General features: G+C 49.8%; 14 protein-coding genes. 2 read left to right on the top strand and 12 right to left on the bottom strand.

Annotated features, from left to right (window positions below; translation table 11 throughout):
* Positions 1–17 precede the first annotated feature (17 nt).
* The 5 genes from KOO62_09890 to KOO62_09870 form a co-directional block, all read right to left on the bottom strand.
* Positions 18–1,517, bottom strand: a complete 1,500-nt coding sequence (locus tag KOO62_09890) for a hypothetical protein (protein ID MBU8934305.1) — start codon at positions 1,515–1,517, stop codon at positions 18–20.
* A 15-nt stretch (positions 1,518–1,532) separates the two neighbouring features.
* A complete protein-coding gene (locus KOO62_09885; GenBank protein MBU8934304.1) occupies positions 1,533–2,141 on the bottom strand; it encodes a type 4a pilus biogenesis protein PilO in 609 nt (202 codons plus the stop codon).
* Between the two features lie 11 nt (positions 2,142–2,152).
* Positions 2,153–2,851: a PilN domain-containing protein gene (locus KOO62_09880; GenBank protein MBU8934303.1), complete on the bottom strand. Its 699-nt coding sequence runs from the start codon at positions 2,849–2,851 to the stop codon at positions 2,153–2,155.
* Between the two features lie 7 nt (positions 2,852–2,858).
* Positions 2,859–3,911 (bottom strand): pilus assembly protein PilM, encoded by a 1,053-nt coding sequence (locus tag KOO62_09875; protein MBU8934302.1) that lies wholly within the window; start codon positions 3,909–3,911, stop codon positions 2,859–2,861.
* A gap of 350 nt (positions 3,912–4,261) precedes the next feature.
* The gene (locus KOO62_09870; protein MBU8934301.1) at positions 4,262–4,789 is read right to left on the bottom strand and encodes a prepilin-type N-terminal cleavage/methylation domain-containing protein; all 528 of its coding nucleotides are present in this window, start codon (positions 4,787–4,789) and stop codon (positions 4,262–4,264) included.
* Positions 4,790–5,168: 379 nt separating this feature from the next.
* Between KOO62_09870 and KOO62_09865 the strand changes: the two genes are divergently transcribed.
* Positions 5,169–7,538, top strand: a complete 2,370-nt coding sequence (locus tag KOO62_09865; protein MBU8934300.1) for a S8 family serine peptidase — start codon at positions 5,169–5,171, stop codon at positions 7,536–7,538.
* Positions 7,539–7,752: 214 nt separating this feature from the next.
* Here KOO62_09865 and KOO62_09860 read toward each other — a convergent pair whose 3' ends face one another.
* The 6 genes from KOO62_09860 to KOO62_09835 all read right to left on the bottom strand — a co-directional run bounded on the left by KOO62_09860 (position 7,753) and on the right by KOO62_09835 (position 12,551).
* Positions 7,753–8,319 (bottom strand): hypothetical protein, encoded by a 567-nt coding sequence (locus tag KOO62_09860; GenBank protein MBU8934299.1) that lies wholly within the window; start codon positions 8,317–8,319, stop codon positions 7,753–7,755.
* A gap of 207 nt (positions 8,320–8,526) precedes the next feature.
* Positions 8,527–9,039, bottom strand: a complete 513-nt coding sequence (locus tag KOO62_09855; GenBank protein MBU8934298.1) for a transposase — start codon at positions 9,037–9,039, stop codon at positions 8,527–8,529.
* Between the two features lie 108 nt (positions 9,040–9,147).
* Positions 9,148–9,747 (bottom strand): hypothetical protein, encoded by a 600-nt coding sequence (locus tag KOO62_09850; protein MBU8934297.1) that lies wholly within the window; start codon positions 9,745–9,747, stop codon positions 9,148–9,150.
* A gap of 152 nt (positions 9,748–9,899) precedes the next feature.
* Positions 9,900–10,997, bottom strand: coding sequence for an aminopeptidase (locus tag KOO62_09845; protein ID MBU8934296.1), 1,098 nt, complete (start codon positions 10,995–10,997; stop codon positions 9,900–9,902).
* Positions 10,998–11,094: 97 nt separating this feature from the next.
* The gene (locus KOO62_09840; protein MBU8934295.1) at positions 11,095–11,718 is read right to left on the bottom strand and encodes an HAD family hydrolase; all 624 of its coding nucleotides are present in this window, start codon (positions 11,716–11,718) and stop codon (positions 11,095–11,097) included.
* Between the two features lie 38 nt (positions 11,719–11,756).
* Positions 11,757–12,551, bottom strand: a complete 795-nt coding sequence (locus tag KOO62_09835) for a hypothetical protein (GenBank protein ID MBU8934294.1) — start codon at positions 12,549–12,551, stop codon at positions 11,757–11,759.
* A gap of 345 nt (positions 12,552–12,896) precedes the next feature.
* Here KOO62_09835 and KOO62_09830 point away from each other — a divergent pair, with 345 nt between their 5' ends.
* The gene (locus KOO62_09830; protein MBU8934293.1) at positions 12,897–14,705 is read left to right on the top strand and encodes a S41 family peptidase; all 1,809 of its coding nucleotides are present in this window, start codon (positions 12,897–12,899) and stop codon (positions 14,703–14,705) included.
* 330 nt (positions 14,706–15,035) lie between these two features.
* Here KOO62_09830 and KOO62_09825 read toward each other — a convergent pair.
* The coding region (locus KOO62_09825; protein ID MBU8934292.1) for a VCBS repeat-containing protein at positions 15,036–16,266 on the bottom strand (1,231 nt) is incomplete at its 5' end.

Here is a 16,266-nt window from a genome sequence, read left to right as displayed (position 1 = left end):
TGCAAACCTGCCTTTCGTTAGTATTCATCCAAACTCAAAGAGAGCGTACGGCTCCAACCGTACTCAAATATCTGGAAATGGACTTGATCCTGATCAACCCGAAGCACGTAACCCTTGCGGACTTTGTCGCCCTCCTTGAGGATGTATCCATAGCCGTCGTTATCTTCAAACAAGGCGCTGTTGGGTTTTCCACCCGACTCGATTACGCCCACCAGTCTCAAACCCTCGACGTTGGGAACACGTTGTCCGATGGGACTGTCAGAAGTCCGCGTCGCATTAATGAGTGTCTCAAACGGATCCCGTCCACGAGACTTGTACTTAATTACGAGTCGCTTTGGGAATTCCGCCACCAGCGTTCCCTTGATCTTGGTTGGCCGAGTAGGTGATCGACGGAACCGCGAAGTAGGCTTCTTCTTGCTAGTCTCGGCAACGGTCTCCGGGGTAGTCGGTTTAGCAGCGGTCCGGGCTACCGTTGTCTGTGGCTTTTTCTTATCGTCCACCTTGGCATTCTTAGGGGAAATTGCCTTTGTCTTTTTCGGTTCGTCAGCTTTCGCTACGACCACCGGCGGCTTGGCAGACTTCTTAGTCTTGGCTATAGATGAAGCTGCAACCTTCGGCGTCGCAGGTACTTTGGCCGTCACATTGGCTGTGGTCGGCTTAGCTGGAACTGCCTTGGTAACTGTAATCTTTTTCTCAGGTGTAACCTTGGCTACCGTAGTCTTCTCAGTAGTCGCCTTCGGCTTGACAGGAGCTGTCTTGACCGGAGCAGGGTTGCTCACGAACGGACCGGGAACTCGCGGAGCAGGGTCAACGAGATCCCCAGTCTCCGGACGAGCCGGAATATCGAGGGCGATAGTGTCAGGTTTGGTCACCTTTGGTGTTACCACCGCAGTCTGTTTCGCTTTCGTAGCCGGAGCTGCCTTCGTAGAGGTCTGAGTGCTCTCCAGACTAGCCATACGGTCATGGTCAATTGCCGCATTCATTTGGATTGCAGACTTATCCACCGCACTTGGTTTGACCGCCGGAGCGGGCTTGGAAGCAACAGTGGTCTTGTCCTTCTGGCGCGAGGTCGCCAACTGGGCAACAACATTGGTAGTTGTCCAACTGGCAAAAGCTTTACCTTTAGAGTACGGAATTGAAATCGTCACTGACTTGTCATCCGAAGTTACCTGGTAGACGCTCTGTTGGTAAAGATCGAATACGAGCCGAACGACTTTTTCAGGCTTGACCGAATACTGGCTTGTCCTGAGTCCCTTGATAGGGCATTTGGGCAAAGCCCAGAAATTCTTCGCCCCGAGATTATGAGTCGCTGAGAGAATATCGACGATCACGCGGAACGGTTTACCGTCCTTGGCAATCTCGGTCTGGTGAGAAAAACGCACCGTTCCCTCAACGTCAATCTGAGCCAGGGCCATACCGTCTTCGTACTTCACCTCGACATTCGTTACTCGAGAGGCAAGGACACTACCGGCCGTGAGTACAAGACCTGCCAAAAGTATGATTAGAGTCTTATTCATTGCTTGTGTAACCTCCTAAAGGGCCAACTCACTGAGCCGTGCCCCCTCCTTAACGAAGTATGTCGACAGGACAAATCTGGCTGTCATTGTCTCTTTCTTGGTATTCGAACCGTCATCTTCGGATTCCTCCGAAATCACCAACTTCTGGGAAGTCAACTGCATGTCGGAAAGGTTGGCGATGAACGGAAAGTTAGCCATATATGAAACAAACTTACCGAAATCATGATAGGTGCCGGTCATCTCCAGATCGAACGATGCTATGTTGTAAAAGTCCTCGGTCCCTATCGGCCGTGGAGTAATATTCGTAATGCGCGTGCCGGTCAGCGATGAAGCCGTGTGCAACTGCACGAGCAGAGAAGGAATCTGCTTCACCTCCGGTAGGAGCGCCTCAATCTCATGATAACGGTCGATCAGTTCCGTATACTCCACCTGGAGGGCATCCAGAGACTTGGCCTTGATCTCCACATTGCGCAGATTGGTCGTGATTGTCTCAAACTCAGCACTCTTCTGAGCTATCTGAGCGTCGTAGTTGACATATAGACGAGTGTACCAGAAATAGCCCACAATGAAGAGGGCAATCACGCCAATCATTATCTTCTGTGTTTTGGGTTCTTTGAAATCCATGATCAGCTTCCTCAGTTAAGGCTCTTGTGGGTGGCGCTGTTGTTCTGGTCGACCGGTGATGCGGCCATAGCGATAATATCCCTGAGTTCCTCATCGGAGAGAAAATGGAGGTCACATGACAACACAAAATTGTAAGCCTTCTGATCGCCCAGCACTTTTTCCGAGGTCGAGGTCATCTCGACTTCATCAAAGTATTCCGAACGCATCAGGTTGATCATGAATGAAGCCAGTGCATTGAGAGTAAATGCGTAGCCCTCAATCTCTGCCCTCCGAACCATAGTGTTGGCAGGGGCTATCGTAGCCGCTTGACCTGCGACAGAGGTGTCAACCGGTGGCGGTGCCTTTTCTGTAAAATGGGCCAGCCAGATAAACTCCGGTACGTTTCGAGAGATATTCTCCAAAACACGAACCCAGCCAGTGCGATGGCTATCGAGCATCTCCACTGCCGTCATACGGGCACTTATCTTCTGTTTGACATCGGTCAGCGCATCCACTAATTGGATGTCTTTCTGGAGCATCGCGGCCCTTTGTTGAGCCTTGGAGATATTGTCCTCCAACTGCCCGATCTGGTGCGTCTGGTAAAACGTGATACAGACTAGCATCAGTATAATTCCGGCCGCACCTCCAAATGCGTACAACCCGCTCTTACCAAGCGACAGATTAACTGCTTTCCTCCGATACTGTTTCGGAAGTAGGTTTATTCTAATCATCAGTCTCTTACCTCACCTTCCGCATCGCCAAACCTACAGATACCGTCAGGAGGGGGGCGATTTTCTCAGGTTGCAGATATTGGAACAATTCCGGATCATAGTCAATCCGGCGAAGTGGATTGGCTATCTCCAGTGGTATGTTAAGTTTAGACTGAAGCAATTCGGGTATGTACGGAATCAAGGAACCTCCACCTGAAAGAACGAGCCAGTCGACCGCATCAACCTTGCTCTGTGACTTGAAATAGGAGAAAGCCAGATCAATGCCCGAGAAAAGTTCCTCGGAAGCTGTTATTATGGTAGCCTTGAGCATGTCCTGATCAATGGAATCATTCATTTCACCCTTGATGGCCTTATTAGTCAGCTCCGGGTTAAGCCTGAACTCCTTCTGCACAGCATTATAGATATCACCAGTACCACAGGAAACGTCGCGAGTGGAATGGTAGTTTCCATCTCTGACGTATGTGATATTAGTCACACCAAACCCGATATTGACCAGAGCCGTAGTCTTGGTTGGGTCGACCTCATAGTTGTATTCGTAAGCATTGAAGATAGCCAGGGCATCCTCATCAACTATACATGGCCGCAATCCGCAATCTTCCACAAGATCGAGTTGAGCCTGAAGATATTCCTTGCGAGCAGCTACCAGCAAAACATCCATTTTGTTGATATCCTCATCAACGTTGATAATGTGATAGTCGAGTGAGACATCATCAACATCGAATGGCGCACGCTGCTCAGTCTCAAACAGAATAGCCTGCTCTGCTTCGTTGCCGGTCTTCTTGTCGATCGTGAATCGATCAGTCATGACACCATGACCTGAGACAGCAATGACTACATCCCTGATCTTGGGATCTGTCTGATCAATCAGAGACTGTACATTGAATATTACAGCCTCGCGGTCGCGGATTTCACCACCCACAATAGCTTCCGGCGGAAGTTCCCTGACGCCAATTGCAGCTACGGAAAATCCTGTCTTAGTGTGGTCAAGTTTGACCAGTTTGACGGAACTGGCACCAATGTCCAGTCCGACCGAACTCTTGCTTTCTGAGGAAAACAACATAGGCTTCTCTATAGTTTATGGTCGTTTCATTTTCGTATGCTTCTTTATATCGACATAATCCACATTCATTTAACCGCACCGGTACAAAAAGGCGGATACATCGGGCAGTTTGTTCGTGCCGGAGATCATGTCTTTTCAGATAAGTTATCGGCTTGCACATGGCCGCACTTAACGTCTTAATTGCATGATTAGGTAATCCGAAATGATAACAAGAAAGCCCCTGTCTCTAAGACAGGGGCCTTTGAATGTACAGGGTGGGCCAGACACGGCCCGGTATCAAGGATGCTCAAAGCGACATGGCCCCGAAATAGGCCAGAATGCCACCCTGATTGAATCGAAATCTGCCCTTACTAATAATAGTTGGACATCGACTTGATTCGCCCGGTTGATGCCAACACATTGTGCGACGTGATCGCCAATGTATGTCCGGAGCTCAACATCGTCACAATGTTAGCTCCGGTTCCGCCCGAGGCCGTGAAGTGCGCAGCACCATTAGCACCGAAAACCAGTACGTCGCCGTCCAGATTGGTGCCCACCCAGCTGAATTCTCGCCCCAGGGAGTCGGTAGTAATGACTGAATCTCCAGTGTCAAACTGGTACGATGCTGGGTTCAAATCATCCCGGAACACAACCACAAGCTTTGTGGTTCCATCGAAGAAAACACCGTGTTGCACTTTACTGGAAATCGCCAACGATCTGGCGACCTTGATCTTAGAGACAAGAAGCCTGTTGGCGCTACGGTAACGAATACGCTCAAAGGCAGCATCAAACCGTGGTACAGCCATGGCCGATACAATCCCAATAATGACTACGGTGGCCATCAGTTCAATAAAAGTGAACCCATCATGGGAAGACGATTTTCTAAATGTCATGGTCATATTGACTCCGGCGTTATCGTCGAAATGTCCTGCACGGGCGACACCCCGGACTCTGACTTTTCGACGCAGCTTGTTATTCTTTGTGTCTTAGTCATGAGCATCCGCCATGCCTTCGCGGGAAATATATTGTGCAACGTGAGTTTAGTGTACATCACTTTGTCCGATAATGAATTACAGGTGGTCATAAGAACTGGGAATATGGTCTGGAATCAGTCAGAATAGCAATTGTTGCACCAAAAATATGGGGAAAAGCCAATAGCAGTAGGTCAAACACAATTAACGGTTGACAAAACCCGAAACCAATGTAAGTTTAGCTTAGACTATGGTCCTGCGGTGCTATATCAGTAATCTGCAATTAGTTAGACGAAAGGATGAACAGATGACCAAGCGCTGGATGCCTGGATGTTATCGCCTCTTTTTTGTAACCGCCATTTTGCTTTCAGTCTCCATTTGCCACGCGACTACCCAACTCAGTATCCTTGAGCCACAACCGTTGGTGATATCCAAGACAGACATTGGCGTCGGGCAAGCAACCTTCGAGAGCCTTCGCCTGGTGAACGCAGAGTCCGCCCGAGTATGGGTTTTCTTCACAGACAAGGGAGTGTTCACTAAGCAGGAATTCGACAATCAGGCTACCAGTATCACTGTCCCCGAACGTTCTTTGAAACGGCGTGCCAAGGTTAATAAAGATATAGTAGTCTTTGCCGATTTGCCGGTAGTTCAGGAATACATTGATCAGGTCATCCTCACCGGTGGTGAGCTAAGACACATTTCCCGTTGGCTCAATGCCGCCTCCTTTGACATTCCTACCACAAAACTGGCCGATGTTGCCTCTCTCCCGCACGTCGCAGAACTGCGGTCGGTGGCTGGATACAAACGTAAACCGGTGGAGATCGGACAAATACGGTTTGACGATATTGACCAAAAGTCGCTCTCGCCCGATGCTCTCAATTACGGAGGGGCAGCCGCTCAACTCGAACAGATCAGTATTCCGTTCGGTCACAATCAGGGTCTGGACGGTTCCGGCGTTACATTGGCCATCCTCGATACCGGGTACCGCAAGAGCCATGAAGCTTTCGCGAATCATTATGCTGAAGGACGAGTCCTGGCCGAACGGGATTTCATTTTTGACGATGACGAAACGGCTAATGAACCAGAGGACTGGGGCAACCAGTGGAACCACGGGACATACATCTGGTCGGTCTCCGGTGGATTTCTCGACGGCTCAATCTATGGCCCAGCCTATCGAGCTAATTTCATCCTGTGTAAAACGGAAGATATACGCAGTGAAACACAGGTTGAAGAAGACAACTGGGTAGCTGCCATGGAATGGGCGGACTCGCTCGGCGCCGATGTCCTCACCTCCTCTCTGGGCTACTCAGACTGGTACACCTATGAAGATTATGACGGTCTCACGGCAGTGACTTCGGCCGCCGCAAGCACCGCCGCCGGTTTGGGCATCGTGGTTTGCAATTCGGCAGGCAATAGCGGCCCCGGAGCGGGAACTATTACTCCCCCGGCCGACGCATTCGACATCTTATGTGTGGGCAACGTTAATTCAAGCGGCACTATCTCGACGAGTTCATCACACGGCCCGACCTATGATGGCCGCATTAAGCCGGAAGTCTGCGCCCTCGGCACCAACACTTTCTGCGCATCACCCAGTTCCGATGCCGGCTACCAGGTTGCAAGCGGGACTTCGCTCTCCACACCACTAGTGGCCGGAGCAGCGTGCCTGCTGATTCAGGCGCGTCCAGAGTTTCCTCCAACTCTTATAAGACAAGCTCTTATGGATGGGGCCGACAATGCTAGCGACCCCAACAATACATACGGCTGGGGCATTATGAATCTTGAGGAAGCACTTGGCTGGGGTGCGAACTTCTCCGGTGATTTAAATTTCGGCGAGGCTCCCGCAATGGTCACTTTCACTGATCAGTCAACACTTGAAACCACCACCTGGGTATGGTCCTTTGGCGACGGCGACTCATCCTTCGTACAAAACCCGAGCCACTACTACGACGAACCGGGACTATTCGATGTTTCTCTGACCATTGACACTGAATGGGGACCAATAACCCGGAACGAAATGGCTTTTATCATCCTTCTTGGGGACACAGTTACATTCGCCTCCGATTCGGCGTTTGCCGGTCAACCGGTGGCGATGTCAGTTAATATCCGAAATTCGCAGCCCCTGACTCGGATCCAGATTCCATTTACAATTGGTGCTTCGGGCGTGATTGATATGGACTCCGTGACCTTTGGTGAACGAACGATTGACTTCGATACCGTTCGAATCATTGCCTCTGACCCCTGGTCGAGTAAGTGGGTCGTTGAGTTGATGGCTGACCCTGATGCTCCAACACCCTATCTGCCGGCTGGTTCGGGCGAGGTGATGCAGATTCACTTCTCTACCGATCCTATTGCCTTGAGTGGCGAATCCGATTATGTGGACTCGACTAATGGCAGCCATCAAATGAGTTTGACCTCCCCCCAAATCAACTACGAGCCACAAAGGTTTGATCCGGCCACAATCTCGATGATCCATGTCATCAGTGGTGACCTCGACTACAGCCTGAGTATCAACATCGGCGACCTCACTCATCTGGTCGCCTATGTTTTCACTGGCGGCGCGCCCCCCGTTTGCACTGAAGCAGGAGATTGTACCGGAGACATGACTATAAATGTCGCGGATGTTACACACTTGGTCACCTATCTTTTCCAGGGTGGCCCGCCCCCCGGCACACCATAAGACAATCTCGATCAATAGAATTCAAAAAGGCCGACGTTGTACAGCGTCGGCCTTTTCTATCTGAGTAGTCTACGTGTTCGGCGCCCCATAGCTTGTGCTATGGGTTCGTGGGCGGTAGGCACCCTCGTCTGCCCTTCATGAATATTCCTCTGATCTAATTCATGCCCAAGTTTGAGCATGGCACCCGCGCGGAAGACCACCAGTATCCAACGGATTACCATATTATCGCTCCTGTGAAATGGTCCTCCACTTTCCACATATCTACTACCGTGTCGGCCGCCATTACGCCGGTGCTATCTTCATATCGGTAGAAAAGGTGAATCCTGATTGTATCAACACTGTTCGGGATCATATGCCGCCCAAACTCAAGGTATCGGCCCCTGGGCGAAGATCTGCTGGGAAAGTACCGGGCCTTAACAGGCCGGAGATCCCGTAGGCCGTTATCATCCCCCACGAACTCTATTGACAGACGGTCTATCGTAAGGCGGTTGATGAAGCACGTGTCACCCCGGCGTTTGACATCAGCAGGGGATACTCCCATGCTGATATTGTAAAAACTGTCAACGACAGGGTGTCGCGCGCGGCGAGCCGCAACCGTTAACCTGACATTCCGATCGCGACATGCAATCGTATTATCTGTCTCAAACGGATCGCCACGGATTATGTACTCCTTTGCGTACTCCGTATCCCAGATAATCCCACACCCTCCGACAAGGATCAGCCCAAATCCCAGGACCAACCACTTGATGCCCTTAGTACACATAGGATGTCCTATAGCCATATGCGGCCTCGTATGTATTCACAAGCCAATTACGCGGTATCATCCAGCGAGATTGGTCTGCGCCATCCACCAGCATGTGCAGTCCTGCGCTCAACAATCCGGTAGGCGTCCAGAGCGGACCGAGTCCTTGAGATGGGACCCGGTTGAAATGAACTTCAGCGGCCTTGAATTTTGCGTGGGCGGCAGACGCCCTCGTCTGCCCCTTCATCATTTCGTTAACCAATGAAACGCCTTATCGATCTTAATTACATTTCCGTTTGATGTCAGCCAATCAACAGCACTTGAATACGGCCAGTCCTCAGCATTTTCTACCAGTCCTGCTTTAACGGGGTTGTTGTGGATGTACTCCATTTTGATTCTCAATTGCCTTTCTGATTGAATAATCAAATCATCAAAACGTGGCTTCCATAATTTAAAGTCATTCTCCGCCAATTCTTGAAGGGTGAATCGTTTGATTCTTCGGGAAGTAATACTTTTGAAACTCTGCATATATTTCGATAGATCATCGATATTCGCAAAACCCATGAGCAGATGAATATGACTCGGCATAATCACATAGCTTATCATCGAACATTGAAATAGTGATTGAGTCTTTTGGATCTCTTCAATGATAGTATCAGCAACGTTCATCTGAGTTAGGATCGGTTTCCATTCAAACACAGTGGTGGTGATAAAAGCAATTGCAGGTCCAGCTATGTTTAGTCTCTTCCTCACTACCATATTATATGGTCTATTCCTAGTGTCGATAACTCAACAAGTTTTTGGAATGGGGCAGACGGGGGCGTCTGCCGCCCACGATAATCGCTCTTTCTACGGATCTCGTAGAACTCACGGATGTATCGGATATAGCTTCTTCCTCCAATGGGACTCCAACTCGACTGGTATGCGCTCCTGCAGATCGTCACTCTCAGCATCAAAGATTGACAGAACAAAGCTAATTGACCATGTGTCTTTGTAGCCCTTAGGAATGCCGATCGGACCGATGAATATGGACGCTGCATAAGGGCAACGATCGTGAGTAATTGTCTCATGAACAAGCCCCTCATACGGAATCTTGGATCCGTTCTTCTGCAACAGTATTGCGATTGAATCCACCCGCAGTCTGGTGTGTGTGTTCTGGACCCACTTGATGTCGTGACAAATGAGAATTGACCAGTATGTTTTCAATGTATCTACCTGAAAGTCGCGATACTGGGAGTAGAAGTCGAGCATCTCTGGTGTGTACCTAGAATCTGAATAGATTGTCGAGTCATTGCAGCGCTGTAGATCCCAGTCCATTGAGTACATCTTGAAACTGAGTGATCCCTGAATCAGCTGCTGATTGGTCAATGGGGCAATGTCATAGTACTTGAGCACCGTGCAGCCACCTGCAAAGAGGATGCTAACACCGCAGACACACACAGCGGCCAGGGAACAGAGCTTCAACATAGTAAATATCCCATCATTAAATTCTAGCCACAGCTTGCTGTGGGTCTAGTTCGATAGGATCGATGCATACAATTCCTCAACATCCACGACCAAAGGAACATCTTCAGCACCATGATGTACTTGTACTGCGCGGGCGTCTGCCGCCCACAACATCAGATCGTGAACTTCCCCTTGCGATAGATCACTTTGCCGTCGGCCAGAATCTCGCCTTTCTGCATACCGCAGATCATGTCCCAATGAATAGCGCTTTTGTTTTTACCACCCGATTCGGGAATCGATTTTCCGACCGCAAGATGGATCGTGCCACCGATCTTTTCATCAAAGAGAATATTTTTAGAGAAATGCTTGATGTCGTAATTGGTCCCAACCGCAATTTCACCGACAAACCGCGCTCCCTTATCCATGTTGAGCATTGTGGTCAAGAACTTCTCGTTCTTTCCGGCACTCTCTTTTACGACTTTGCCGTTCTTGAACTCCAGCCGCACATTCTCGACTTCGCGTCCCATATAAATGGCCGGGTAAGTGAACTGGATATGGCCATTGACGGTATCCTCAATCGGGCTAGTGAAAATCTCTCCATCAGGGAAATTCTCGGTCCCGGCACAGTTGATCCATTTACGCCCTTTGACATTCATCTTGAGGTCCGTGCCATCGGAACGGAAATGAAGCTTCCGGGTTCGATTGAGAATGCGCACCAGACGGTTCTGGTCTTTGTAAACTTTCTTCCAATACTTGGCCGGATCAGCCGCGTTGAGATGACCGGCGGTGAAAACAAAATCCTCAAAGTCGGCCAGCGACATATCCGCTTCCTGGGCTTCAGCATTGGTCGGGAACAGTGTCCCCACCCATGACAGCGATCCATCTCCGGTGCGTTTAAACAACTTGTTCATCAGGGGAACCATGTAACGTCGCTGCTTGGCCTGTCGTTTCGGTTCAACCCCCGACAGGCTGCGAGTATTCTGACTTCCCCAGATAACCAGCAAGCAGTCAATCTTGTTGATCTCCGTTCGCGCCATCGGAGGAATGTACTGTAGTTGTTTGTCCGAAGCCGATTTCAGGAAAACCTCTTCGTTCTCTGGAACTATGATCTTGGTGAATGGCTGGGCACCCACCGCAACAGCTTCCTTAAACGCGGCGTTGATTAGTGGTAACGCCGAATACTCACCCTGTATTTTGACCAACTGCCCTTTTTTGACTTTCAGCGAATAGTGGATTAACAGTTTAGCAAGTTTGTCAATTCGTGAGTCCATTTAGACACTCCTCAAGTTGAGACGAACCTATGTTTTCGTTGTAGCTAATAAAAGAAACCATTGGCCAAATGTAAAGCGGTCGTAGCTAAGTGATTAGTCAGGACTTACTCTTTTTCTCAAAGATTGATGTCAATAGATCTGGTAGCTCCTCGACATGTTCAAGGAAATGATCCGGTCCTGCCTGACGAACCTTGTCCTCTCCCCCGTATGGTGAAGCCACCGCCACTACCGACACAGGGACAGATAGCGCTGCAAGGACGTCATTGACCGTGTCGCCCACCACTACCGCTTGCCCCGGATTGGCTTCCAACCTTTCGAGCGTGAGACGAAATATCTCTGGATCGGGTTTGACCTGGGCCACCTCATCCCCTCCGGAAAACACCTCAAAGATCGATTCCCACCCAAACTTAGCGAGGATACCGGAAATATGTATTATGATCTTGGTGGATGCAATGGCCAGACCGTATTCAGCTTCATGGAGCCTCTTCAACACCTCCTCCACACCCGGTAGAACGACAGTTGAGGCAACCATCGACCTTTTGGCCTGAATCTGAAAGAGGCGGCGTAGTTCGCCCATGGGTGCATCGGTGAAATGCGGATACATATGGGTGAGCGAATAGCCAATAAACGGCTTGATCTTATCCGGGGGCTGCTCCGGCTCTCCCATTTCCCGTAATGAGTAATTCACAGCCTCTACAACCCCATCGGAGGAATCTATCAATGTGCCGTCCAGATCGAAAATGACATACTGCGAGTGTTTCAGAAAACCTTACCAACCTTTCCGACAATTCTTCCCAGATCGATTTCGTGGAAACGTTCGACCGTGCCCAGATTCATCGTGACAATTAATATATTGTATCCTCCGACTGAGACCAGCGGCCAGTCTCCCGGTAGAGCTGGCACGTTACTGCCCATAGAAATGATCGGTGTGTTATCGACAATGAGAATTCCGTCTGCAAGTTCCACCACCTCAGCCGGAAATCCAACTACCCAGCCGCATTGTTTGGTGCCGGTTTCGTCGTGGAAACGCACCAGATCAAAACGCTCCGGCAAGGAATGGATAATCCGCTTGTCCACCACCCAGACGCTGAAAAAGTAGCTCAGCGAACTAGCCTTGAGAAAATCGCCTTCAAGATGGAACGGCGACAGGTTTCCGCTGTTCTGAATAAATATGTCAGGGAAATTGCGTACAGCGAGGTTAGCAGGAGCCAATGGCCAGAATAGCTGGAAAATAAACCCAACGGTCAGACACACAATTGCTCTGCGTTGGGTATGCCTCACCTTTCCCGCCGCAGTCCTGACTGATCGAAAGAGATCAACGAACGAGAAGATATAGAACAGTACGGGAAGACCATAAATGACCAGTCGGGCTGGCACCGGGATTGCAATGAACAGAGAGACGACAAACAATACTGAGGCTGTAAGGGTGATAAGAAAGATGAATAGACCGAACAAATACTCTTTCCAATATATGTGGCCAAGCCCTGGTATCAACAGGTGCATCAGTATGGCTATAGGGACAGAGTCGCGCTTTTCGGGGCGTACTACCTTCATCTCACATGTTCACAATCAGCACAATCTTTCGCCCAGCGGTGATGGTTCCCACTGGGCAACCCGATATATGCAAACAGGTTATCAACCAAGCCCGACTCTCACGGGAGTGACGGACAAATCACAACTTAATGTGGGGCCTGACATTGGCTGCGGCAACATCAAAAATGGCATATGGTTGGTAAAAACAACCTTCTTAACATCAGTCGAAGCGGCAACCACAACGCCATTACAGGCGTATAAGAAGCAGAAGGATTGAGTCGCCACAAGTACAGGCGGAACTTGACAATAGAACTCTGGTAGATAGATTGCAGAAAGAATGACCCCAAGTGCAATGGAGGCACAAATATGGTTCGCTTTACAGTTCAGCTCTTTGGACTCACCGTTTTCGCTCTGGCTCTAATATGGTTCGCAGGTTCAGGTGAGGCTTATCAGGGACAACCGTCAAGTGAGCCTGTCTTTTGGGCCGATACTGTTCATATTGACCTGAATGATACTGAGACAGCTCCCGAAGAAACCCAACGCGAGAAAAGAGAGTCTTTCCTTCGCGACGTCAAGAGATTGACCCAGACTGCATTTAATATCCGCAACCAGTACATGGAAGAGATTGATGCTGACGAAGTCATCACTGCCGGTATTGAAGGTATGCTGTCCGGGCTTGATCGTTTCTCCAGCCTGTTGAAGCGCTCATCATACGATGCCCTGATGGAATCTACCCATGGCAAGTATGAAGGTCTCGGGATGCAGATTGATGCCCGCGATGATCGAATACGCATCATATCGCCCATTGAAGGCACCCCCGCTTATCGCAAAGGTCTCAGGGCAGGAGATGTCGTCTGGGAGATTGAAGGAACCTCTACCGAAGGTATGACGGCCTCGGAAGCATCCAAGTTGATGCGTGGAAAAGCCGGCACTTCAATCATCCTCTCAATCAAACGAACTGGTATTGAAGACCCTATTGAGTTTGAAATCGAGCGAGCTGTGATTGAGTTGAAGTCGGTCAACTATTATGGCGTCGTTCCCGAGACTGATATTGGCTATGTCCGCCTTTCACGTTTTGCCGAAGAGACCAGTCACGAATTACGCGATGCAATTAGCGCTCTCAACGAGCAGGACATCTCGGCTTTGATCTTCGATCTGCGATCCAACGGCGGTGGTCTTCTTGACCAGGCTAAGGAAACGGCTGAGCTTTTCCTCGAGCAGGGCCGCGAGATCGTCTACACCCGGGGACGGTTCGAAAACAGTGAACGTCATTTCCAATCGGAACGACCGCCCCTGTACGCTGACAAACCGCTGATAATCCTCGTTGACGAGGGCACCGCGTCTGCCTCCGAGATCGTCTCAGGAGCCATTCAGGACTGGGATCGCGGTCTCATCCTCGGGGCCACAACTTATGGCAAAGGATTGGTGCAACAGATATTCCCTATTTCCAACGATGGCTCCATGAATCTTAAGCTCACGACCGCCAAGTATTACGTTCCATCGGGACGATGCATTCAGAAACCTGAGAAACAGGCCAAGGATGACGCCCACGCCAGTGCCAACCTCGAAGATGCTGATGAGACCGACACTATGACTGTCGTTGAAGAGAAGGAAATCTTCTATACTAATGGCGGCCGGATCGTGTACGGAGGTGGCGGTATTGTTCCCGACATCGAAGTCGAACGCGACCTTTGGAAACCAATCGAAATCAACCTTTACCGCAAGTCGATGTTCTTCGATTTTGCCGTGAAGTATGTTTCCGACCATCCCGATGTACAACCTGGCTTCCAGATAACCGACGACATCGTCGAACAATTTCGGGCTTACATTGAGGAAAGAGAATTCGATTATACTTCGGCCCTCGAAGCATCCGTCGAACGCCTGGAAGAGACCATCGAAAAGGAAGAGCAGACCGACCTTTTTGCCAACATGCTCGACAGCCTGAAAGCTGCAGTGGAATCCGAAAAGGGTCATGACTTTGACCGGTCGCGGAACTACATCCGCAAAACTGTCAAACGCGAGATTGTATCTGCAATTGCTGGAGAACGTGGTGTCTATGAAGAGGTAGTTCTAAGAACCGATCCCGCCGTTCAAAAGGCGGTAGAGATTCTTCTATCAGGCAACGAGTACTCGGACCTGATCTCCAAGGGACAGAAAAAAGTCGAAGTGAACTAAATTACTAAGCTCTGTTTGAGCATCACGCGGTAGACATGATTGTCTGCCGCGTTTTTCTTTGTAGATACACTAAAACATGCGTGGTGGAACCATTCCCTGACAGATTCCGTGGGCGGCAAACACCCATGGAATTTGGTACTACATAAGTGGGCGGCAGACGCCCTAAACAGGTGATACCTGTCGTCTGCCCCATTCTGTAATGTGTAAGACCCGGCCGAACTACTTGTCATGCCGGACTTGATCCCCCCGAAGGACTTGTCATGCCGGACTTGATCCGGCATCCAGTCTTGTAGGTCGACACTGTCTTCAGTTTCGACAATCATCCCACCCCTACGGACACACAACCGGTGCGGGTCCTCCAGTAAACAAGTACGAAACCAAATAGGTTAAGTCAGCGATATTGATCTCGTCATTGCCGTCTATGTCAGTCTCTTCTTCGCATTCTGACGGCGGACCACCAGTGAATAAGTACGCTACAAGGTAAGTCAGATCAGCGATGTTGATTTCATCGGGCAATACGTAGTCGACATTGCCACGCAGGCCGATGCAGCAGCATTCATCTCCAACTCCGTCACCATTGGTATCGAGCTGATCCGGGTTGGGATCATCCGGACAGTTGTCACAGGCATCGCCCACCGTGTCGCCATCAACATCAGACTGATCAGTATTGACTGAATCAGGGCAATTATCACAAGCATCACCAATCGTGTCACTGTCTACATCAGATTGATCGGTATTAGCTGAGTCGGGGCAATTGTCACCAGCATCACAGATACCATCAGCGTCTGTATCCATGCCGTCGTTGGCAGGATCATTATCTGCTAAGGGGCCAAAGTCGTCAGTACCTATAGTACAATCATCACAACCGTCGGAATCAGCATCACCACAAATATCGGGATCAGTGTCGTTTGGATCGAGAGCATCCGAAACGCCATCGTTATCGTCGTCAGGGTCGCCAGCATCACAGATACCATCAGCATCTGTATCTAATCCGTCGTTGGCAGGGTCATTATCTGCTAAGGGACCGAAGCCATCAGTACCTATTGTGCAGTCATCACACCCGTCTGAATCGGCATCGGTACATACACTGGGGTCGAGCGGGTCTAAATCTACAAGGTCTTCGACACCATCGTTGTCGTCGTCAAGGTCACAGGCATCACCTATCAAGTCACCGTCAGTATCTTCCTGTCCGGGGTTATAATCGGTTGGACAGTTATCATCGTCGTCGCTTATCCCATCGCCATCGATGTCCGTTATCGTTTCATTCAGCAGTATCGAAACATCGTCAGAGTCTATGTTTGCAGTCGCCAGATCATTGTCCCCATCGCCGTCAAAATCAATCGAGAAAACAGAGACAGGGCGATCTCCGGCGGCATAGTTAAACGCACCCTGGAAGGTTCCATCGCCATTACCCAGCAGTATCGAAACATTGTCAGAGCTATAGTTCGCTGTGGCCAGATCATTGTGACCATCACTGTTAAGATCAATCGAGAAAACAGAGACAGGATTATCTCCGGCGGCATGGTTAACCGCACTCTGGAAGGTTCCATCGCCATTACCC

It is taken from the genome of Candidatus Zixiibacteriota bacterium (assembly GCA_019038695.1).
In the GTDB taxonomy this organism is placed as follows: Bacteria; Zixibacteria; MSB-5A5; order GN15; family FEB-12; genus B120-G9.
This window is presented reverse-complemented; position numbering and strand designations above follow the sequence as displayed.

What these genes read in the sequence shown, in the direction of transcription:
- KOO62_09890 (MBU8934305.1), bottom strand. Translation starts at nt 1,517, where the DNA reads ATGAATAAGACTCTAATCATACTTTTGGCAGGTCTTGTACTCACGGCC.
- KOO62_09885 (MBU8934304.1), bottom strand. Translation starts at nt 2,141, where the DNA reads ATGGATTTCAAAGAACCCAAAACACAGAAGATAATGATTGGCGTGATT.
- KOO62_09880 (MBU8934303.1), bottom strand. Translation starts at nt 2,851, where the DNA reads ATGATTAGAATAAACCTACTTCCGAAACAGTATCGGAGGAAAGCAGTT.
- KOO62_09875 (MBU8934302.1), bottom strand. Translation starts at nt 3,911, where the DNA reads ATGTTGTTTTCCTCAGAAAGCAAGAGTTCGGTCGGACTGGACATTGGT.
- KOO62_09870 (MBU8934301.1), bottom strand. Translation starts at nt 4,789, where the DNA reads ATGACCATGACATTTAGAAAATCGTCTTCCCATGATGGGTTCACTTTT.
- KOO62_09865 (MBU8934300.1), top strand. Translation starts at nt 5,169, where the DNA reads ATGACCAAGCGCTGGATGCCTGGATGTTATCGCCTCTTTTTTGTAACC.
- KOO62_09860 (MBU8934299.1), bottom strand. Translation starts at nt 8,319, where the DNA reads ATGGCTATAGGACATCCTATGTGTACTAAGGGCATCAAGTGGTTGGTC.
- KOO62_09855 (MBU8934298.1), bottom strand. Translation starts at nt 9,039, where the DNA reads ATGGTAGTGAGGAAGAGACTAAACATAGCTGGACCTGCAATTGCTTTT.
- KOO62_09850 (MBU8934297.1), bottom strand. Translation starts at nt 9,747, where the DNA reads ATGTTGAAGCTCTGTTCCCTGGCCGCTGTGTGTGTCTGCGGTGTTAGC.
- KOO62_09845 (MBU8934296.1), bottom strand. Translation starts at nt 10,997, where the DNA reads ATGGACTCACGAATTGACAAACTTGCTAAACTGTTAATCCACTATTCG.
- KOO62_09835 (MBU8934294.1), bottom strand. Translation starts at nt 12,551, where the DNA reads ATGAAGGTAGTACGCCCCGAAAAGCGCGACTCTGTCCCTATAGCCATA.
- KOO62_09830 (MBU8934293.1), top strand. Translation starts at nt 12,897, where the DNA reads ATGGTTCGCTTTACAGTTCAGCTCTTTGGACTCACCGTTTTCGCTCTG.